This is a genomic window from Massilia eburnea, assembly GCF_050709955.1.
Taxonomy (GTDB): domain Bacteria; phylum Pseudomonadota; class Gammaproteobacteria; order Burkholderiales; family Burkholderiaceae_D; genus Rugamonas; species Rugamonas eburnea_A.
The window spans coordinates 381,112-395,339 of sequence record NZ_JBNZFX010000032.1 but is presented as its reverse complement, the minus strand read 5'-3'; the positions used below and the strand labels follow the sequence as shown (position 1 = coordinate 395,339).

Here is a 14,228-nt window from a genome sequence, read left to right as displayed (position 1 = left end):
GCTGTGCCAGGCTATCGCCTGCGCCGAAGCGGGTTCGCAGCTGATTTCGCCGTTCGTCGGCCGCATCTACGACTGGTACAAGAAGTCCACCGGCATCGACTACCAGGGCGCCGAAGATCCGGGCGTGCAGTCGGTCAAGCGTATCTACAACTACTACCGCAAGTTCGGCTACAAGACCGAAGTGATGGGCGCATCCTTCCGCAACACCAGCCAGATCCTGGAACTGGCCGGCTGCGACCTGCTGACCATTTCGCCGGACCTGCTGCAAAAGCTGGCCGACACCCAGGCACCGGTCGAGCGTAAGCTGTCCGCATCCGAGACCGGCACCGCCGTCAAGATCTCGATGGATGAAAAGACCTTCCGCTTCATGCTGAACGAAGACGCGATGGCAACCGAAAAGCTGGCGGAAGGCATCCGCGCTTTCGTCGCCGACTCGAATAAACTGAAGCAGATGATCTCGGCAATGCGTTAAGCGCTGCATTTCTCAGCGGACAAGGACGCTTCGGCGTCCTTTTTTGTTATTTTTGGCTGTACAAAACGTTACAATTGACAGTGTTATACAATTTTCGGCGCAGTCCCACCTCCTACAACGAGACGCCAATGAAACCTGTATTGCGCACCCTTCCGCTGGCCATTGCCCTGTCGCTGACCCTTGCGGCCTGCGGCGATAAAAAAGACGCCAACAAGGCGGCTCCGCCGCCGCCCACCGTCTCCGTCATCACCGCCACCAGCGGCGAAGTGACCATCACCAATGAGCTGCCGGGCCGCGTCGAAGCCTCCCGAATCGCCCAGGTGCGGGCGCGCACGCCCGGCATCGTGCTGCAGCGGGTGTTCAAGGAAGGCGGCGACGTCAGGGCAGGCGAAATCCTGTTTCGCATCGATCCCGCGCAATTCCAGGCCAATGTGGAAAGCGCCGATGCCGCCATTGCCCGCGCCGAAGCCAACCTGGCGCAGGCCGACCTGAAGGCCAAGCGCTACAAGCCGCTGCTGGCGGCGCAGGCCGTCAGCCAGCAGGAATACGACGATGCGCTCACCGCGCAAAAGCAGGCCGGCGCCGAACTGCAGTCGGCGCGCGCCGCGCGCAAGAATGCCGGCCTGACGCTGGGCTACGCCACCGTCACCGCGCCGATCTCGGGCCGTGTCGGCCGCGCCCTGGTCACCGAGGGTGCGCTGGTCGGCCAGAATGAGGCAACGCCATGGCGACGGTGCAGCAACTGGATCCGATCTACGTCACCATCACCCAATCTTCCGCCGAACTGCTGCGCCTGAAGCAGGCGCTGGCTGCGGGCACGCTGAAAGGCGCCGGCAAGGACCAGGCGCGCGTCACCCTGCTGACAGAAGACGGCCAGGAATATTCGCGCGCCGGCAAACTGCTGTTCGCCGATGTGGCGGTGGATGAATCGTCCGGCGCAGTGTCGATGCGCGCCGAATTCCCGAATCCAGAACGCACCCTGCTGCCGGGCATGTACGTGCGGGCCCGCCTTGAGCAGGGCGTCAACGAATCGGCCATCACCGTGCCGCAGCAAGCCGTGGTGCGCGGCGCGGAAGGCGCCTCGGTGCTGGTGGTCGGCGCCGACAACAAGGTCAGCTCGGTGCCGGTCAAGGCCGACGCCGCAGCGGGCGGCAAGTGGGTGGTCAGCTCGGGCCTGAAAGGCGGTGAGCGCATCATTGTGGAAGGCTTCCAGAAAACCAAACCAGGCGGCACGGTCAATCCGGTTCCGTGGAAAGGTCCGGCAAGCGGACCGGCACCGGCCGGCGCTGCGCCTGCCGCATCCGCCCCGGCGGCCAAGTAAAGGGGCCGCCACATGGCAAAGTTCTTTATCGACCGCCCCGTGTTCGCGTGGGTGATCGCCCTCTTCATCCTGCTGGGTGGCGCGCTGGCGATTACCATGCTGCCGGTGGCGCAATACCCCACTATCGCACCGCCATCCATCGTCGTCAGCGCCGTCTACCCTGGCGCTACCGCGCAGGTGCTGGACGATGCGGTCACTTCCGTCATCGAGCAGGAGATGAACGGCGCCGACGGTTTGCAGTACGTCGAGTCGCAAAGCGATTCGAACGGCTCCGTCAGCATCACCGTCACTTTCCAGCCCGGCACCAATCCGGACCTGGCCGCGGTGGACGTGCAGAACCGCATCAAGCGCGTTGAATCGCGCCTGCCGCAGGCCGTGATCCAGCAAGGCGTGCAGGTCAACAAGGCGCGTTCCAACATCCTGATGTTCGTCGGCGCTTATTCGACCGACGGCAGCATGGACCCGACCGCGATCGGCGACTACCTGGCGCGCAATGTGCTGAATGAAGTCAAGCGCCTGCCGGGCGTGGGCCAGGCCCAGTTGTTCGGTACCGAGCGTTCGATGCGCGTCTGGGTCGACCCAGACAAGCTGACCGGCTACAAGCTCAATATGAGCGACGTGACGACCGCGATCCGCCAGCAGAATGCCCAGGTGGCAGGCGGCACGGTGGGCGACCTGCCGAACCCGCGCTCGCAGGCCTGGTTCGCGCCCGTGGTGGTGACCGGCCAGTTGTCCTCGGTCGAGGAGTTCGGCAAGGTCGTGCTGCGCGCCAACCGCGACGGCTCGCTGGTGCGCCTGCGCGACGTGGCCCGCATGGAACTGGGCGGCGCCAGCTACGGCATCCAGGCGCGCCTGAGCGGCCAGCCTTTCGTCGCCATCGCCGTGCAGCAGTCGCTGACCGGCAATGCGCTGGCCACTGCCACCATCGTGCGCGAGAAGATGGACGAGCTGCAGAAGTACTTCCCGCCCGGCTTGAAGTACACCGTGCCGTATGACACCTCGCTGTTCGTCAAGATCTCCATCGAGGAAGTGGTCAAGACCCTGCTGGAAGCGGTGGCACTGGTATTCCTGGTGATGTACATCTTCCTGCAGAACTTCCGCTACACCCTGATCCCGACCATCGTGGTGCCGGTTGCGCTGATGGGCACTTTCGCTGCCATGCAGGTATTCGGCTTCTCGATCAACGTGCTGACCATGTTCGGCATGGTGCTGGCCATCGGCATCCTGGTCGACGACGCGATCGTGGTGGTGGAAAACGTTGAACGCATCATGAGCGAGGAAGGCTTGTCGCCGCGTGAAGCTACGCGCAAGGCCATGTCGCAGATTACCGGTGCGATCATCGGCATCACCCTGGTGCTGATCGCGGTATTCATCCCGATGGCCTTCTTCGGCGGCGCGGTGGGCGCCATCTACCGCCAGTTCTCGCTGTCGATGGTATCGGCCATGGTGTTCTCCGCGCTGATGGCACTGTCGCTGACGCCTGCCCTGTGCGCCACCATGCTGAAACCGGTCGAAGCCGGCCACCACCATGCCAAGACCGGTTTGTTCGGCTGGTTCAACCGTGGCTTTGCTTCCACCGCCACGCATTACCAGGGTTGGGTCGCCAAGATCCTGACGCGCACTGGACGCTTCCTGCTGATCTTCGCCGTGCTGCTGGGTGTCGTGGCGTGGCTGTACGTGCGCCTGCCTTCATCCTTCCTGCCGAATGAGGACCAGGGCTACATCATCGCCAACGTCCAGTTGCCGCCGGGCGCCTCGCGCAACCGCGCCGAGGCCGTGCTGGCCGAAGTGGACTCCTACTTCCGCGCCCAGCCGGGCGTGGCGCGCACCATCGCGGTGGCGGGCTTCAGCTTCTCGGGCAGCGGCCAGAATGCCGGCCTGGTGTTCGTGCCGCTGAAAGACTGGAAAGAGCGCGGCCCCGACCAGTCGGCCGATGCGATTGCCGGCCGCTCCTTCGGCGGCCTGGCCCATATCCAGGACGCGCAAGTCTTCGCACTGAGCCCGCCGCCGATCCGCGAACTGGGCAACGCCACCGGCATCACGGCGCGCCTGCAGGATCGCGGCGGCCAGGGCCACGAAGCCTTGCTGGCGGCGCGCAACCAGCTGCTCGAACTGGCGGGCAAGAGCAAGATCCTGACCGGCATGCGTCCGGAGGGGCTGGAAGATGCGCCGCAAATGCAGGTCGACATCGACCGTGAAAAGGCCAACGCCTTGGGCGTGGCGTTCGCGGACATCACCTCCACGCTGGGCACGGCGTTCGGCTCGTCCTACGTGAACGACTTTGCCGCCAGCGGGCGCCAGCAGCGCGTGATCGTTCAAGCCGACCAGTTGCGCCGCATGCAGCCGGAAGACATCCTGCGGCTGAATGTACGCAGCAGCACAGGCACGATGGTGCCGTTTGCCTCGTTCGCCAACACGCGTTGGGTGACCGGCCCGATCCAGCTGGTGCGCTACAACGGCTATCCGGCTTACCGCCTGAGCGCCAACGCAGCCGCAGGGCATTCAACCGGCGAGGCGATGGAAGAATTGCTGCGCCTGGCCGAACAACTGCCGCCGGGCTTCGGCATCGAATGGACCGGCCAATCGGCCGAGGAACGCTTGTCCGGCTCGCAGGCCCCGGCGCTGTTTGCACTGTCCATGCTGGCGGCCTTCCTGGTGCTGGCGGCACTGTATGAATCGGAGTCGATTCCGGTGGCCGTGCTGCTGGTGGTGCCACTGGGCGTGCTTGGCGCCCTGCTTGGCGCGCATCTTCGCGACCTGCCGAATGACGTGTACTTCAAGGTCGGCCTGATCGCGATCATCGGTTTGTCCGCCAAGAACGCGATCCTGATCATCGAGTTCGCCAAGGATTTGCAAGCCCAGGGCAAAGGGCTGGTTGAAGCGACACTGGAAGCGGTGCACCTGCGCTTCCGCCCGATCATCATGACCTCGCTGGCCTTCATCCTCGGCGTGCTGCCGCTGGTGATCGCCTCCGGCGCCGGCTCGGCCTCGCAGCGCGCCATCGGTACCGGCGTGATGGGCGGCATGATTACCGCCACCGTGCTGGCAGTGTTCCTGGTGCCTGTGTTCTTTGTGGTCGTGCGCCGCATCTTCAAGGGCAGCGAACGCCAACGCCGCCTGGCAGCGCATGAACTGGATCTGCCGGAGTCGAAGCAATGATGAAGACCTCTTCCCCCACCCTGCTGCCCGCTGCGCGCGCCCGCGCGCTGGCCGCCTCGCTGCTGCTGGCCGGCGCAGTGTCCGGATGCTCGATGGCGCCAGCCTACCAGCGCCCCGCCGCACCGGTCGCTGACGCCTTCCCCGTCGCGCCGGCCGCCGCAGGTGCCGCTGGTGCCGCCGCCAGCGACGCCTCCACCAGCGCGGTGCAATCCGCTGTGGAGACCGGCTGGCGCACCTTCTTTCCCGATGGCCGCCTTCAGCAGCTGATTGCGACAGCGCTGGAAAACAACCGCGACCTGCGCATCGCCGCCCTGCGCATCGAGGAAGCGCGCGGTGCCTACCGCATCCAGCGCGCCGACCGTCTGCCGACGCTGAACGCTACGCTCAGCGAATCGCGCAGCCGCTCGCCAGGCTTTGCCAACTCCAGCGGCCAGGCACAAATCAACGAACGCTTTGACGCGGGCCTTGGCATTTCAGCGTTCGAACTCGACTTCTTTGGCCGCGTGAAAAGCCTGAGCGACTCCGCCCTCGCCAGCTATTTGGCAACGGAAGAAGCCAGGCAGGCAGCCCAAATCAGCCTGATCGCCGAAGTCGCCAAAGCCTACTACACCGAGCGCGCCATCGCCGAACAGCAAACGCTGGCCGAAAGCACTTACGAGGCCCGTACGCGCACCTTCGAACTGACGAAGCAGCGCGTCGACGGCGGCGCCTCCTCGCGTCTCGACCTGCGCTCCAACGAGCAGCAGATGCAGACCGCCCGCGCCGCTGCCCTCGCCCTGGCCCGCCAGCGTGTACAAGCCACCAATGCCCTGACCCTGCTGGTCGGCCAAGCGCTGCCAGCCGGCACTGCGACAGGTGGCCCCGCGCCGACGGAGGACGCCCAGGCCGACGCCATGTCCGCCCTGACCGCCGGCCTGCCATCCGACCTGCTGGCCAACCGTCCCGACATCCGCGCCGCCGAACAGCGCCTGAAAGCGGCCAATGCCAACATCGGGGCCGCCCGCGCGGCCTTCTTCCCGCGCCTTACACTGACCACCGCGATCGGCAGCGCCAGCCGCGATTTCAGCGGCCTGTTCGAGAGCGGCAGCAACACCTGGAGCTTCGCCCCGCAACTGGTGCTGCCAATCTTTGACAGCGGCCGCAACCTGGCCAACCTCGACGTCAGCCACGCCCGCAAGAACATCGCCGTGGCCGACTACGAGAAAGCCATCCAGCAAGCCTTCCGCGAAGTCGCCGACGCCCTGGCCGCCCGCACCTACCTCAGCGAACAGGTGGCCGCCCAGCGCGCAGTGCAGGACGCCCAGGCCGAACGCCTGCGTCTATTACAATTACGCTTTGAAAACGGGGTCGCCAGCTCGCTCGACGTGCTCGACGCCCAACGCGAATTGTTCACCGCGGAGCAGGCCCTGGTCCAGGCACGCCTGCTGCGCACAACCAGCGCGATCGACTTGTACCGTGCGCTTGGAGGAGGTTTGAAGTAGTGGATTCACCGATCAGTATCCGTCTCGGCCAGCGCGCCCGCCAACGTATCGAGCGCGCTGGCTTGCAAGCCGCCGACATCGCCATCATCCCCGCCGCGGCAGGCGGTCCTAAAGGCCTGATCCTGAACGGCATCGACCAATGGATGTTCGGCGAGTGGCTGAAACAAGCACCACGCAAGCGCCGCCTGATCGGCGCCTCGATCGGCGCATGGCGCATGGCCGCCGGCGCCTTCCACGACCCGGTGGCCGCGCAACAGCGCCTGGCGCACCACTACGTCCGCCAGACCTACCCAGCCAAGGTGGATGCCGCCTACGTCAGCCGTGTCATCCGCAGCCTGCTCGACAGCGTGCTCGATGGGCGCGGCAACGAAATGCTCACCAATCCCGACTACCTGCTGTCGGTGATCACGGTGCGCGGCATCGGCCCCCTGGCCCGCACGCGCGGCAACCGTTGGCGCGAAATGGCGGGCTTCCTGCGCGCCGCCGCCGGCAACGCCATCTCGCGCAGCCGCCTGGCCAGTGCCATGGAACGCGTGTTCTTCCACGACACCCGCGACGACGCGGCCTGGCTGCGCAACAGCTTCGACGCCTTTGCCTCGCACTACGTCGGCCTGACGCAACAGAACCTGCACCCGGCCCTGCTGGCCTCCGGCTCGATTCCGCTGGTGCTGCAGGCAGTCAGCGACATCCACGGCGCACCGCCGGGCGACTACTGGGACGGCGGCTTGATCGACTACCACCTGCACCTGCCCTACCAGCGCGACGAGGGCCTGGTACTGTACCCGCACTTCACCGACCATATCGTGCCGGGCTGGCTCGATAAATCAATGCCGTGGCGCCGTGCCCGCGACAGCGCGCTGGAAAACGTGATCCTGGTGTCGCCCTCGCCATCGTTCGTGGCGCGCCTGCCGAACCGCAAACTGCCGGACCGCACGGACTTCAAGCACTACGGCCAGGACCACGCGGCCCGCATCCGCGACTGGACCTACGCAATTGGCGAAAGCCAGCGCATGGCCGACGCGCTGGCCGAGTGGGCGGAAAAACCGGATCTGAAGGTAGCCCAGCAGTTTTAAGCCAGGTATTTCTCCTTTGTTGCAGCCTTGCAACAGGATATCTACCGCGCAACTGTTCAGGTGCATACTAGTACTCCAACTTATTGGAGGCTTGTATGCAATTCCTGTCCCAGCTCCGTATTGGGTCCCGTCTCGCGGCGGGCTTCGGCATCGTCCTGCTGTTGTCGGCCATCGGCACCAGCTACGCCCTTTACCATTCCAACAAAACCGCCAACGCCACGCGCGCCATGATGGACCGGCCGCTGGCCAAGGAGCGCATTGTGTCGGACTGGTATGTGCTGATCTACTCGGCCGTCGCACGCACCCAGATGATTGCGCGCAGCAGCGATGGCGAACTGTCGAATACCTTCGCCACCGCGATTGCCGACAGCGCAAAGCGCGGCGCCGAACTGCTGAAGTCGATCGAAGGCCTGCTGGAGTCGGATGAAGAACGCAAGATCTACCAGGACGCAGTAGCCATCCGCACCAAATACCAGGACGCGAAAAACCAGGTGATGAACGCCAAGAAGGCCGGCGATGCGGCGGAAGGCGAGCGCCTGTACCGCGAGGTATTCGAGCCAGCCGCGAAGGCCTATCAGGAGAAAGTGAACGAATTGCTGGCGCAGCAGCGCAAAGCCATCGACGCCACAGCGGCCGGGATCAACGAAGCCAATGCGCGCAGCAACCGCCTGATGCTCACCCTTGGCATCCTGCTGCTGGTCTTTGGCGCCTGGGCCGCCTGGGTCATCTCGCGCAGTATCACCGTACCGCTGAATTCCGCACTCGGCATCGCCAACACCGTGGCCGAAGGCGACCTGACCACGCATTTCGATGAACACACTGCCCGTGATGAAATCGGCGACCTGATGAAGGCCCTGCGTGGCATGAACGACGCGCTGCGCCGCGTGGTGAGCCAGGTGCAGACCGGCACCACAGCGATCGCCACCGCATCCAGCGAAATCGCTGAAGGCAACCTGGACCTCTCCTCGCGCACCGAACAGCAAGCCAGCTCGCTCGAGGAAACCGCATCCTCGATGGAGGAGTTGACCTCCACCGTGAAGCAGAACGCCGACAACGCCAACCAGGCGAACCAGTTGGCCCAGGCCGCATCCGACGTGGCCGCACGCGGCGGCGAGATCGTTGGCCAAGTGGTGGAGACGATGGGCTCCATTGACGCGTCATCGCGCAAGATTGTCGACATCATCGGCACCATCGACGGCATCGCCTTCCAGACCAACATCCTCGCGCTGAACGCTGCCGTGGAAGCGGCACGCGCCGGCGAGCAAGGCCGCGGGTTCGCCGTGGTCGCCTCCGAAGTGCGCAACCTGGCGCAGCGCTCAGCCGCTGCCGCGAGAGAAATAAAAGAGTTGATCGACAACTCCGTGGTGCAGGTGAATGCCGGCACCTCGCTGGTGCAGCAAGCCGGCACCACCATGGGCGAAGTGGTGACCAGCGTGCGGCGCGTGACCGACATCATGGGCGAGATCACCTCGGCCAGCCGCGAACAAAGCGTCGGCATCGATGAAGTGAACCAGGCCATTGGCCAGATGGACCAGGTGACGCAGCAGAATGCCGCCTTGGTGGAAGAAGCCGCTGCCGCTGCCGCCAGCATGCAGGAACAGGCCGCCCAGCTCGCGCAAGTCGCCGCGTCATTCAAATTGGGCACCGAGGCCGTCGCCCGCTGGAGCGCCCAAGCCCGCCCTGCTGCGCGTGTTGCCGGTCAGGGCGAAGCCACGGCAACGATCGAAGCCACTCCGCAGAAACGCCTGGTCGCACCGGACGCACGCGCCAATCCGCGCGGCGCAAATGCCAAGGCCTCCGCCGATCGCACAACTGAACGTCGCACTAAGACCGAGCGCCGCACCCCGGCTGCTGCCAACGATGAATGGGAAGAGTTCTAAGGAAAATTAGAAGCTCGACTTTGATGCTCTGGCGCACATTGCCTAATGCGCCATGCCGTCATTGCCAGCGCGTCTCGGATTTCGGATTCCGTTTTCGAGTCGGTGCCAGGTCTGTCATTCGGACAAGCGAGCTAATTCTTTGATAAATATCAATTCGCAAAATCAGCCAGATTCGCGCATTGAGATTCGTCAAATGAGAGCGCTAGCTGTCCGAATGACAGACCTGGCACCGACTCTGGCCCGTGCCGCGGCCACGACGAATGGGAAGAGTTTTAGTCTTCGCCGAGGAACATCTGCTGCAAGTCGTTGAGGAAGCGCTGGCCTAGTTCGGTTGGCTTGATCAGCATGTGGTCGCGGTAAAGCAGGCCTTTGGCCTCGGCCGCGTTCAACTGCTTTTCGATGGTGTTGAGCGCCACGCCGGTGCGTTCAGCGAACAGGTTCGGTTCGAAGCCGCCTTGCAGGCGCAGGGTGTTCAGCATGAACTCAAAGCCCATTTCGTCGCGCGACAGTTCGCGCTCTTCCTGCACCGGATTGCCGGCGGCCACCGCATCCATATAGGACTGGGGTTGCTTGTAGCGCGCCTGGCGCAGCACGCGGTGCGGGAAGGACAGCTTGGAGTGCGCGCCGGCGCCGATGCCGAGGTAGTCGCCGAACTGCCAGTAGTTCAGGTTGTGGCGCGCCTGGTGGCCCGGCTGCGCGTAGGCCGATACTTCGTAGTGGCCGTAGCCGTTCGCAGTGGTCAGCTCGGCGATCATGTCCTGCATGTCGGCGCTCAGGTCGTCGTCCGGCAACTGCGGTGGATACTTGGCGAACACGGTGTTCGGCTCCATCGTCAAGTGGTACAACGACAGGTGTGGCGGCTTGAAATCGATCGCGGTCTGGATATCCTGGCGCGCCTGCTCCAGCGTCTGGTTTGGCAGCGCGTACATCAGGTCCAGGTTGAAATTGTCGAAGTTCGCCAGCGCGATTTCCACCGCGCGTTTCGCCTCGCCGTCGTCATGGATACGGCCCAGCGCCTTCAGGTGCTCGCTGTTGAAGCTCTGGATGCCGATCGACAGGCGGTTGATGCCGCTGTCGCGATAGGAGCGGAATTTCTCGGCCTCGAAGGTGCCGGGATTGGCCTCCATCGTGATCTCGCAGGCGCCGTCCAGCGGCAGCAGGCTGCGCAAGTCCGACATCAATCGGTCCATGCCGGCCGCCGACATCAGGCTCGGCGTGCCGCCGCCGATGAAAATCGTGTAGATCTTGCGGCCCCAGATCAGGGGCAGCGACATTTCCAGGTCGCGCCGCAGCGCGTCCAGGTATTCCTTCTCAGGTACTTCACCCTTCGCCTCGTGCGAATTGAAATCGCAGTAGGGGCACTTGCGCACGCACCACGGCCAGTGGATGTACAGCGACAAGGGCGGCAAGGCCTGCAGGTTCAGCGCGCCCGGACGCAGGTAGGTGGCAGCGACGCCGGCGGCGCTGTCGATGGTGCGGCTTGGTACGGCATTGCCGACCGGCTTAATCGGGATCATTTCTTCAGCTTCTCTACCAACGCACGCAGGGCCTGGCCGCGGTGGGACAGGCGGTTCTTCTCTTCCGGCGCCAGCTCGGCCACGTGCTTGCCCAGCGAAGGAATCAGGAAATACGGGTCGTAGCCAAAGCCACCTTCGCCGCGCGCCTCAGGCGAAATGACACCTTCCCAGCGCCCATCGGCGATCACCGGCTGCGGGTCGTCAGCGTGGCGCACGAATACCAGCACACAGTAATAGTAGGCCGATTTGTCGGCATGCGCTGCCAGGTCGGCGATCAGCTTCTCGCTGTTGCGAGCATCCGATTTCGGCTCGCCTGCATAGCGCGCCGAGTAGACGCCTGGCGCACCGCCCAGCGCATTGACGCATACGCCCGAATCATCGGCCAGCGCCGGCAAGCCGGTCAGGCGGGCTGCGTGGCGCGCCTTGGTCAGTGCATTTTCGACAAAAGTGTGGAAAGGCTCATCCGCCTCCGGCACGTCGAATTCGCCCTGCGGGTGGGCGGAAAAACCAATGGTCGAGAGCAGCTCATTGAATTCCTTGAGCTTGCCCTTGTTGTTCGATGCGAGAACGATGCGTTGTGTCATGAATATCGGCTCTTTTGAAAGAGCCGACATTTTAAACCACTTGCAGCACCAGCTTGCCCTGGTTGGCGCCGCTAAACAGCTTGGCGAATGTCTCGGGGAAGGTGTCGAGCCCCTGCACCACGTGTTCACGGGTTTTCAGTTTGCCGGCCTGGATCCAGCCACCCATGGTGGTGATTGCCTCCATCGCGCGGTGATAGTAGTCGCTCACCATCACACCACGCATGGTGGCGCGCTTGACCAGCAGTTGCAGGTAGTTCGCAGGGCCGGTTACAGCGTCGGTATTGTTGTATTGGGAAATCGCACCGCAAATCACTACGCGCGCACCGTGCGCCAGGTTGGCCAGCGCGGCATCCAGGATTTCACCACCGACGTTATCGAAGAAGACGTCGACGCCTTGCGGCGCATGCTGGCGCAACGCGGCGGCCACGTTGTCGGTCTTGTAGTCGATGGCAGCATCGAAGCCCAACTCCTCGACCAGGTAGCGCGTTTTGTCCGCGCCGCCGGCAATGCCGATCACCCGAGCGCCTTTGAGCTTGGCGATCTGCCCCACCAGCGCGCCGACTGCACCGGCCGCGCCGGACACCAGGACCGTGTCGCCTTCTTTCGGCTGGCCCACGTCAAGCAGGCCGAAATAGGCGGTCAGGCCTGGCATGCCGAGCGCGCCGAGGAACAACGGCAGCGGCGCCAACGATGGATTGACCTTGCTCAGGCCAACGCCATTGTGAATCGCATATTCCTGCACGCCCAGCAAGCCGGTGACGTGATCGCCAACGGCAAATCCAGGGTTGCGCGACTCGGCAACGCGGCCCACTGCAATGGCGCGCATCACTTCGCCCAATGCGACCGGCGGCATGTATGAATCGGTCGAAGCATTCATCCAGCCGCGCATGGCCGGGTCGAGCGACACATGGGAAATCTGGATCAGGACTTCCCCCTCCGACAGCGCGCGCAGCGGCGTCGTAGCGAAGTCGAAATCGGAACGCTGGATGGCGCCTTCAGGGCGGCGGGCAAGCAGGAACTGGCGGTTGTTGGTCATGATGCGTCCAAAGAGGTTTGAATGACGCCAGTGTACGGGTCATGACCGTACTTGATAAGTCAACGACAAGGCATTACATTGTTGACCAAGGAGGAACAATGAACCCTCAACGCCTTGCCATTTTCGCTACCATCATCCAGTCCGGCAGCATCAGCGCTGCCGCGCTCAAGCTCGGCTGCGGCAAGTCTGTCGTATCGCGCCAGCTCGCTCAATTGGAAAAAGACCTCGGCGCACGCCTGATCCAACGCTCCACGCGCCAGCTCGCCCTGACCGAGGTGGGCCAGATGGTGCTGGAAGAGGCGCGCCAGATCGAACGTTCGCTGGACAAGATTGCCCACCTCGCCGACAGCTACCAGCAGCAGGTACGCGGCCTGTTGCGCGTGTCGTGTTCAATGGCCGGACGACGCGTGCTGGTGCCGTTGCTGGCGGATTTCACGGCGCAGTATCCGCAGGTGAAGGTATCGCTGCAGCTGGACGACGCAATGGTCGACCTGATCGCGCAGCAAATCGATGTTGCAATCCGCACCTCCGCCCTGGTCGACTCAACGCTGGTGGCGCGCAAGCTGGCCGAAAATCCCAGCGTCGTCTGCGCCGCCCCCTCCTACCTTGCCAGCGCAGGCACGCCGCGTACGCCGCAGGATTTGCAGCAGCATGCCTGCTTGCTGTACGCAGTGGGCGCGCGGGTCTATGACGAATGGAATTTCGGTGAAGCCGGCACGGTGCGGGTCGACGGCCCGCTGCAAATGAACGATGGCGGCGCCCTGGTGACGGCAGCCGTGGGCGGCGCGGGCATCATCAAAGTACCGGTGCCCATCGTTGCCGACGAACTGGCCGGCGGCCAGCTGGTGCGCATCTTGGAAGACGTGGCTTTGCCGCCGGGTCCAGCCACCTACGCGGTGTACCCGGCGCGCGAATTCCTGCCTTTGAAGACCGCCGCCTTTGTCGACTTCCTGCGGCAGCGCCTGGGCGAAATTACAGGCCGAGAGCCTGCTTCTGCAGCTTGACCAAGTCCTTGATGCCGCCTTCGGCCAGGTCCAGCAGGCGGTTCATGGCCGCACGGTCGAAGGCCGCGCCTTCAGCCGTGCCCTGCACTTCCACGAAGGCGCCTTCGTCCGTCATGATCACGTTCATGTCGGTGTCGCAGCCAGAATCTTCCAGGTAGTCCAGGTCCAGCACCGGCACGCCCTGGTACACGCCAACCGAGATCGCAGCCACGAAATGCTTGACCGGGATGGTTTCGATCATGCCGCGCGCCTTCAGCTTGGTGAAAGCATCATAGGCCGCCACCATGGCGCCAGTGATCGACGCGGTGCGGGTGCCGCCGTCGGCCTGGATCACGTCGCAATCCAGTTGCAGGGTGCGTTCGCCGAAGGCATCCAGGTCGAAGGCAGCGCGCAGCGAACGGCCGATCAGGCGCTGGATCTCCTGGGTGCGGCCGCTTTGCTTGCCCTTGGCCGCCTCACGGTCCATGCGCGAATGGGTGGAACGCGGCAGCATGCCGTATTCCGCCGTCATCCAGCCCTGCCCCTTGCCTTTCAGGAAGCCCGGTACGCGTTCTTCAATGCTGGCCGTGCAAATTACCTTGGTGTCGCCGCACTCGATCAGCACCGAACCTTCGGCGTGCTTGGTGTAGTCGCGGGTGATGCGGATATTGCGCAGCGCATCGACGGCGCGGCCACTCGGGCGATTGACAGTGGTCATGGAA

10 protein-coding genes and 1 pseudogene are annotated in these 14,228 nt (G+C 64.1%); 7 read left to right on the top strand and 4 right to left on the bottom strand.

Translation table 11 applies throughout. The features are described from left to right. The 6 genes and pseudogenes from ACQ4MM_RS20360 to ACQ4MM_RS20335 all read left to right on the top strand — a co-directional run. A partial coding sequence (locus ACQ4MM_RS20360) for a transaldolase family protein (protein WP_431479047.1) occupies positions 1-472 on the top strand: 472 nt, incomplete at its 5' end. Between the two features lie 128 nt (positions 473-600). Then, positions 601-1,793 (top strand): annotated as a pseudogene (locus tag ACQ4MM_RS20355) (efflux RND transporter periplasmic adaptor subunit). A gap of 12 nt (positions 1,794-1,805) precedes the next feature. Then, positions 1,806-4,952 (top strand): efflux RND transporter permease subunit, encoded by a 3,147-nt coding sequence (locus tag ACQ4MM_RS20350; protein WP_431479046.1) that lies wholly within the window; start codon positions 1,806-1,808, stop codon positions 4,950-4,952. Further along, positions 4,952-6,433, top strand: a complete 1,482-nt coding sequence (locus tag ACQ4MM_RS20345) for an efflux transporter outer membrane subunit (RefSeq protein WP_431479062.1) — start codon at positions 4,952-4,954, stop codon at positions 6,431-6,433. The genes ACQ4MM_RS20350 and ACQ4MM_RS20345 overlap by 1 nt, the downstream gene beginning before the upstream one ends. Continuing rightward, positions 6,433-7,506: a patatin-like phospholipase family protein gene (locus ACQ4MM_RS20340; RefSeq protein WP_431479045.1), complete on the top strand. Its 1,074-nt coding sequence runs from the start codon at positions 6,433-6,435 to the stop codon at positions 7,504-7,506. The genes ACQ4MM_RS20345 and ACQ4MM_RS20340 overlap by 1 nt, the downstream gene beginning before the upstream one ends. Positions 7,507-7,601: 95 nt before the next feature. Continuing rightward, complete coding sequence (locus ACQ4MM_RS20335) at positions 7,602-9,386, top strand: methyl-accepting chemotaxis protein (RefSeq protein ID WP_431479044.1); 1,785 nt, start codon at positions 7,602-7,604, stop codon at positions 9,384-9,386. A 272-nt stretch (positions 9,387-9,658) separates the two neighbouring features. On the opposite strand, the gene hemW is transcribed toward ACQ4MM_RS20335, so the two are convergent. Genes hemW through ACQ4MM_RS20320 form a run of 3 tightly spaced genes read right to left on the bottom strand, consistent with a single transcriptional unit; the run spans position 9,659 to position 12,523 of the window. Next, on the bottom strand, positions 9,659-10,903 hold the full coding sequence (hemW, locus tag ACQ4MM_RS20330; RefSeq protein WP_431479043.1) for a radical SAM family heme chaperone HemW: 1,245 nt from the start codon (positions 10,901-10,903) through the stop codon (positions 9,659-9,661). Then, positions 10,900-11,487 (bottom strand): RdgB/HAM1 family non-canonical purine NTP pyrophosphatase, encoded by a 588-nt coding sequence (gene rdgB / locus ACQ4MM_RS20325; protein ID WP_431479042.1) that lies wholly within the window; start codon positions 11,485-11,487, stop codon positions 10,900-10,902. The genes hemW and rdgB overlap by 4 nt, the downstream gene beginning before the upstream one ends. A 31-nt stretch (positions 11,488-11,518) precedes the next feature. Then, entirely contained in the window at positions 11,519-12,523 is a 1,005-nt protein-coding gene (locus ACQ4MM_RS20320) for an NADP-dependent oxidoreductase (RefSeq protein ID WP_431479041.1), read from the bottom strand. Positions 12,524-12,621: 98 nt separating this feature from the next. On the opposite strand from ACQ4MM_RS20320, the gene ACQ4MM_RS20315 reads away from it, so the two are divergent. Continuing rightward, positions 12,622-13,527, top strand: coding sequence for a LysR family transcriptional regulator (locus ACQ4MM_RS20315; protein WP_431479040.1), 906 nt, complete (start codon positions 12,622-12,624; stop codon positions 13,525-13,527). Here ACQ4MM_RS20315 and rph read toward each other — a convergent pair. Next, entirely contained in the window at positions 13,496-14,224 is a 729-nt protein-coding gene (rph, locus tag ACQ4MM_RS20310; RefSeq protein ID WP_431479039.1) for a ribonuclease PH, read from the bottom strand. The two genes, ACQ4MM_RS20315 and rph, sit on opposite strands and share 32 nt — an antisense overlap. Between the last annotated feature and the right edge of the window lie 4 nt (positions 14,225-14,228).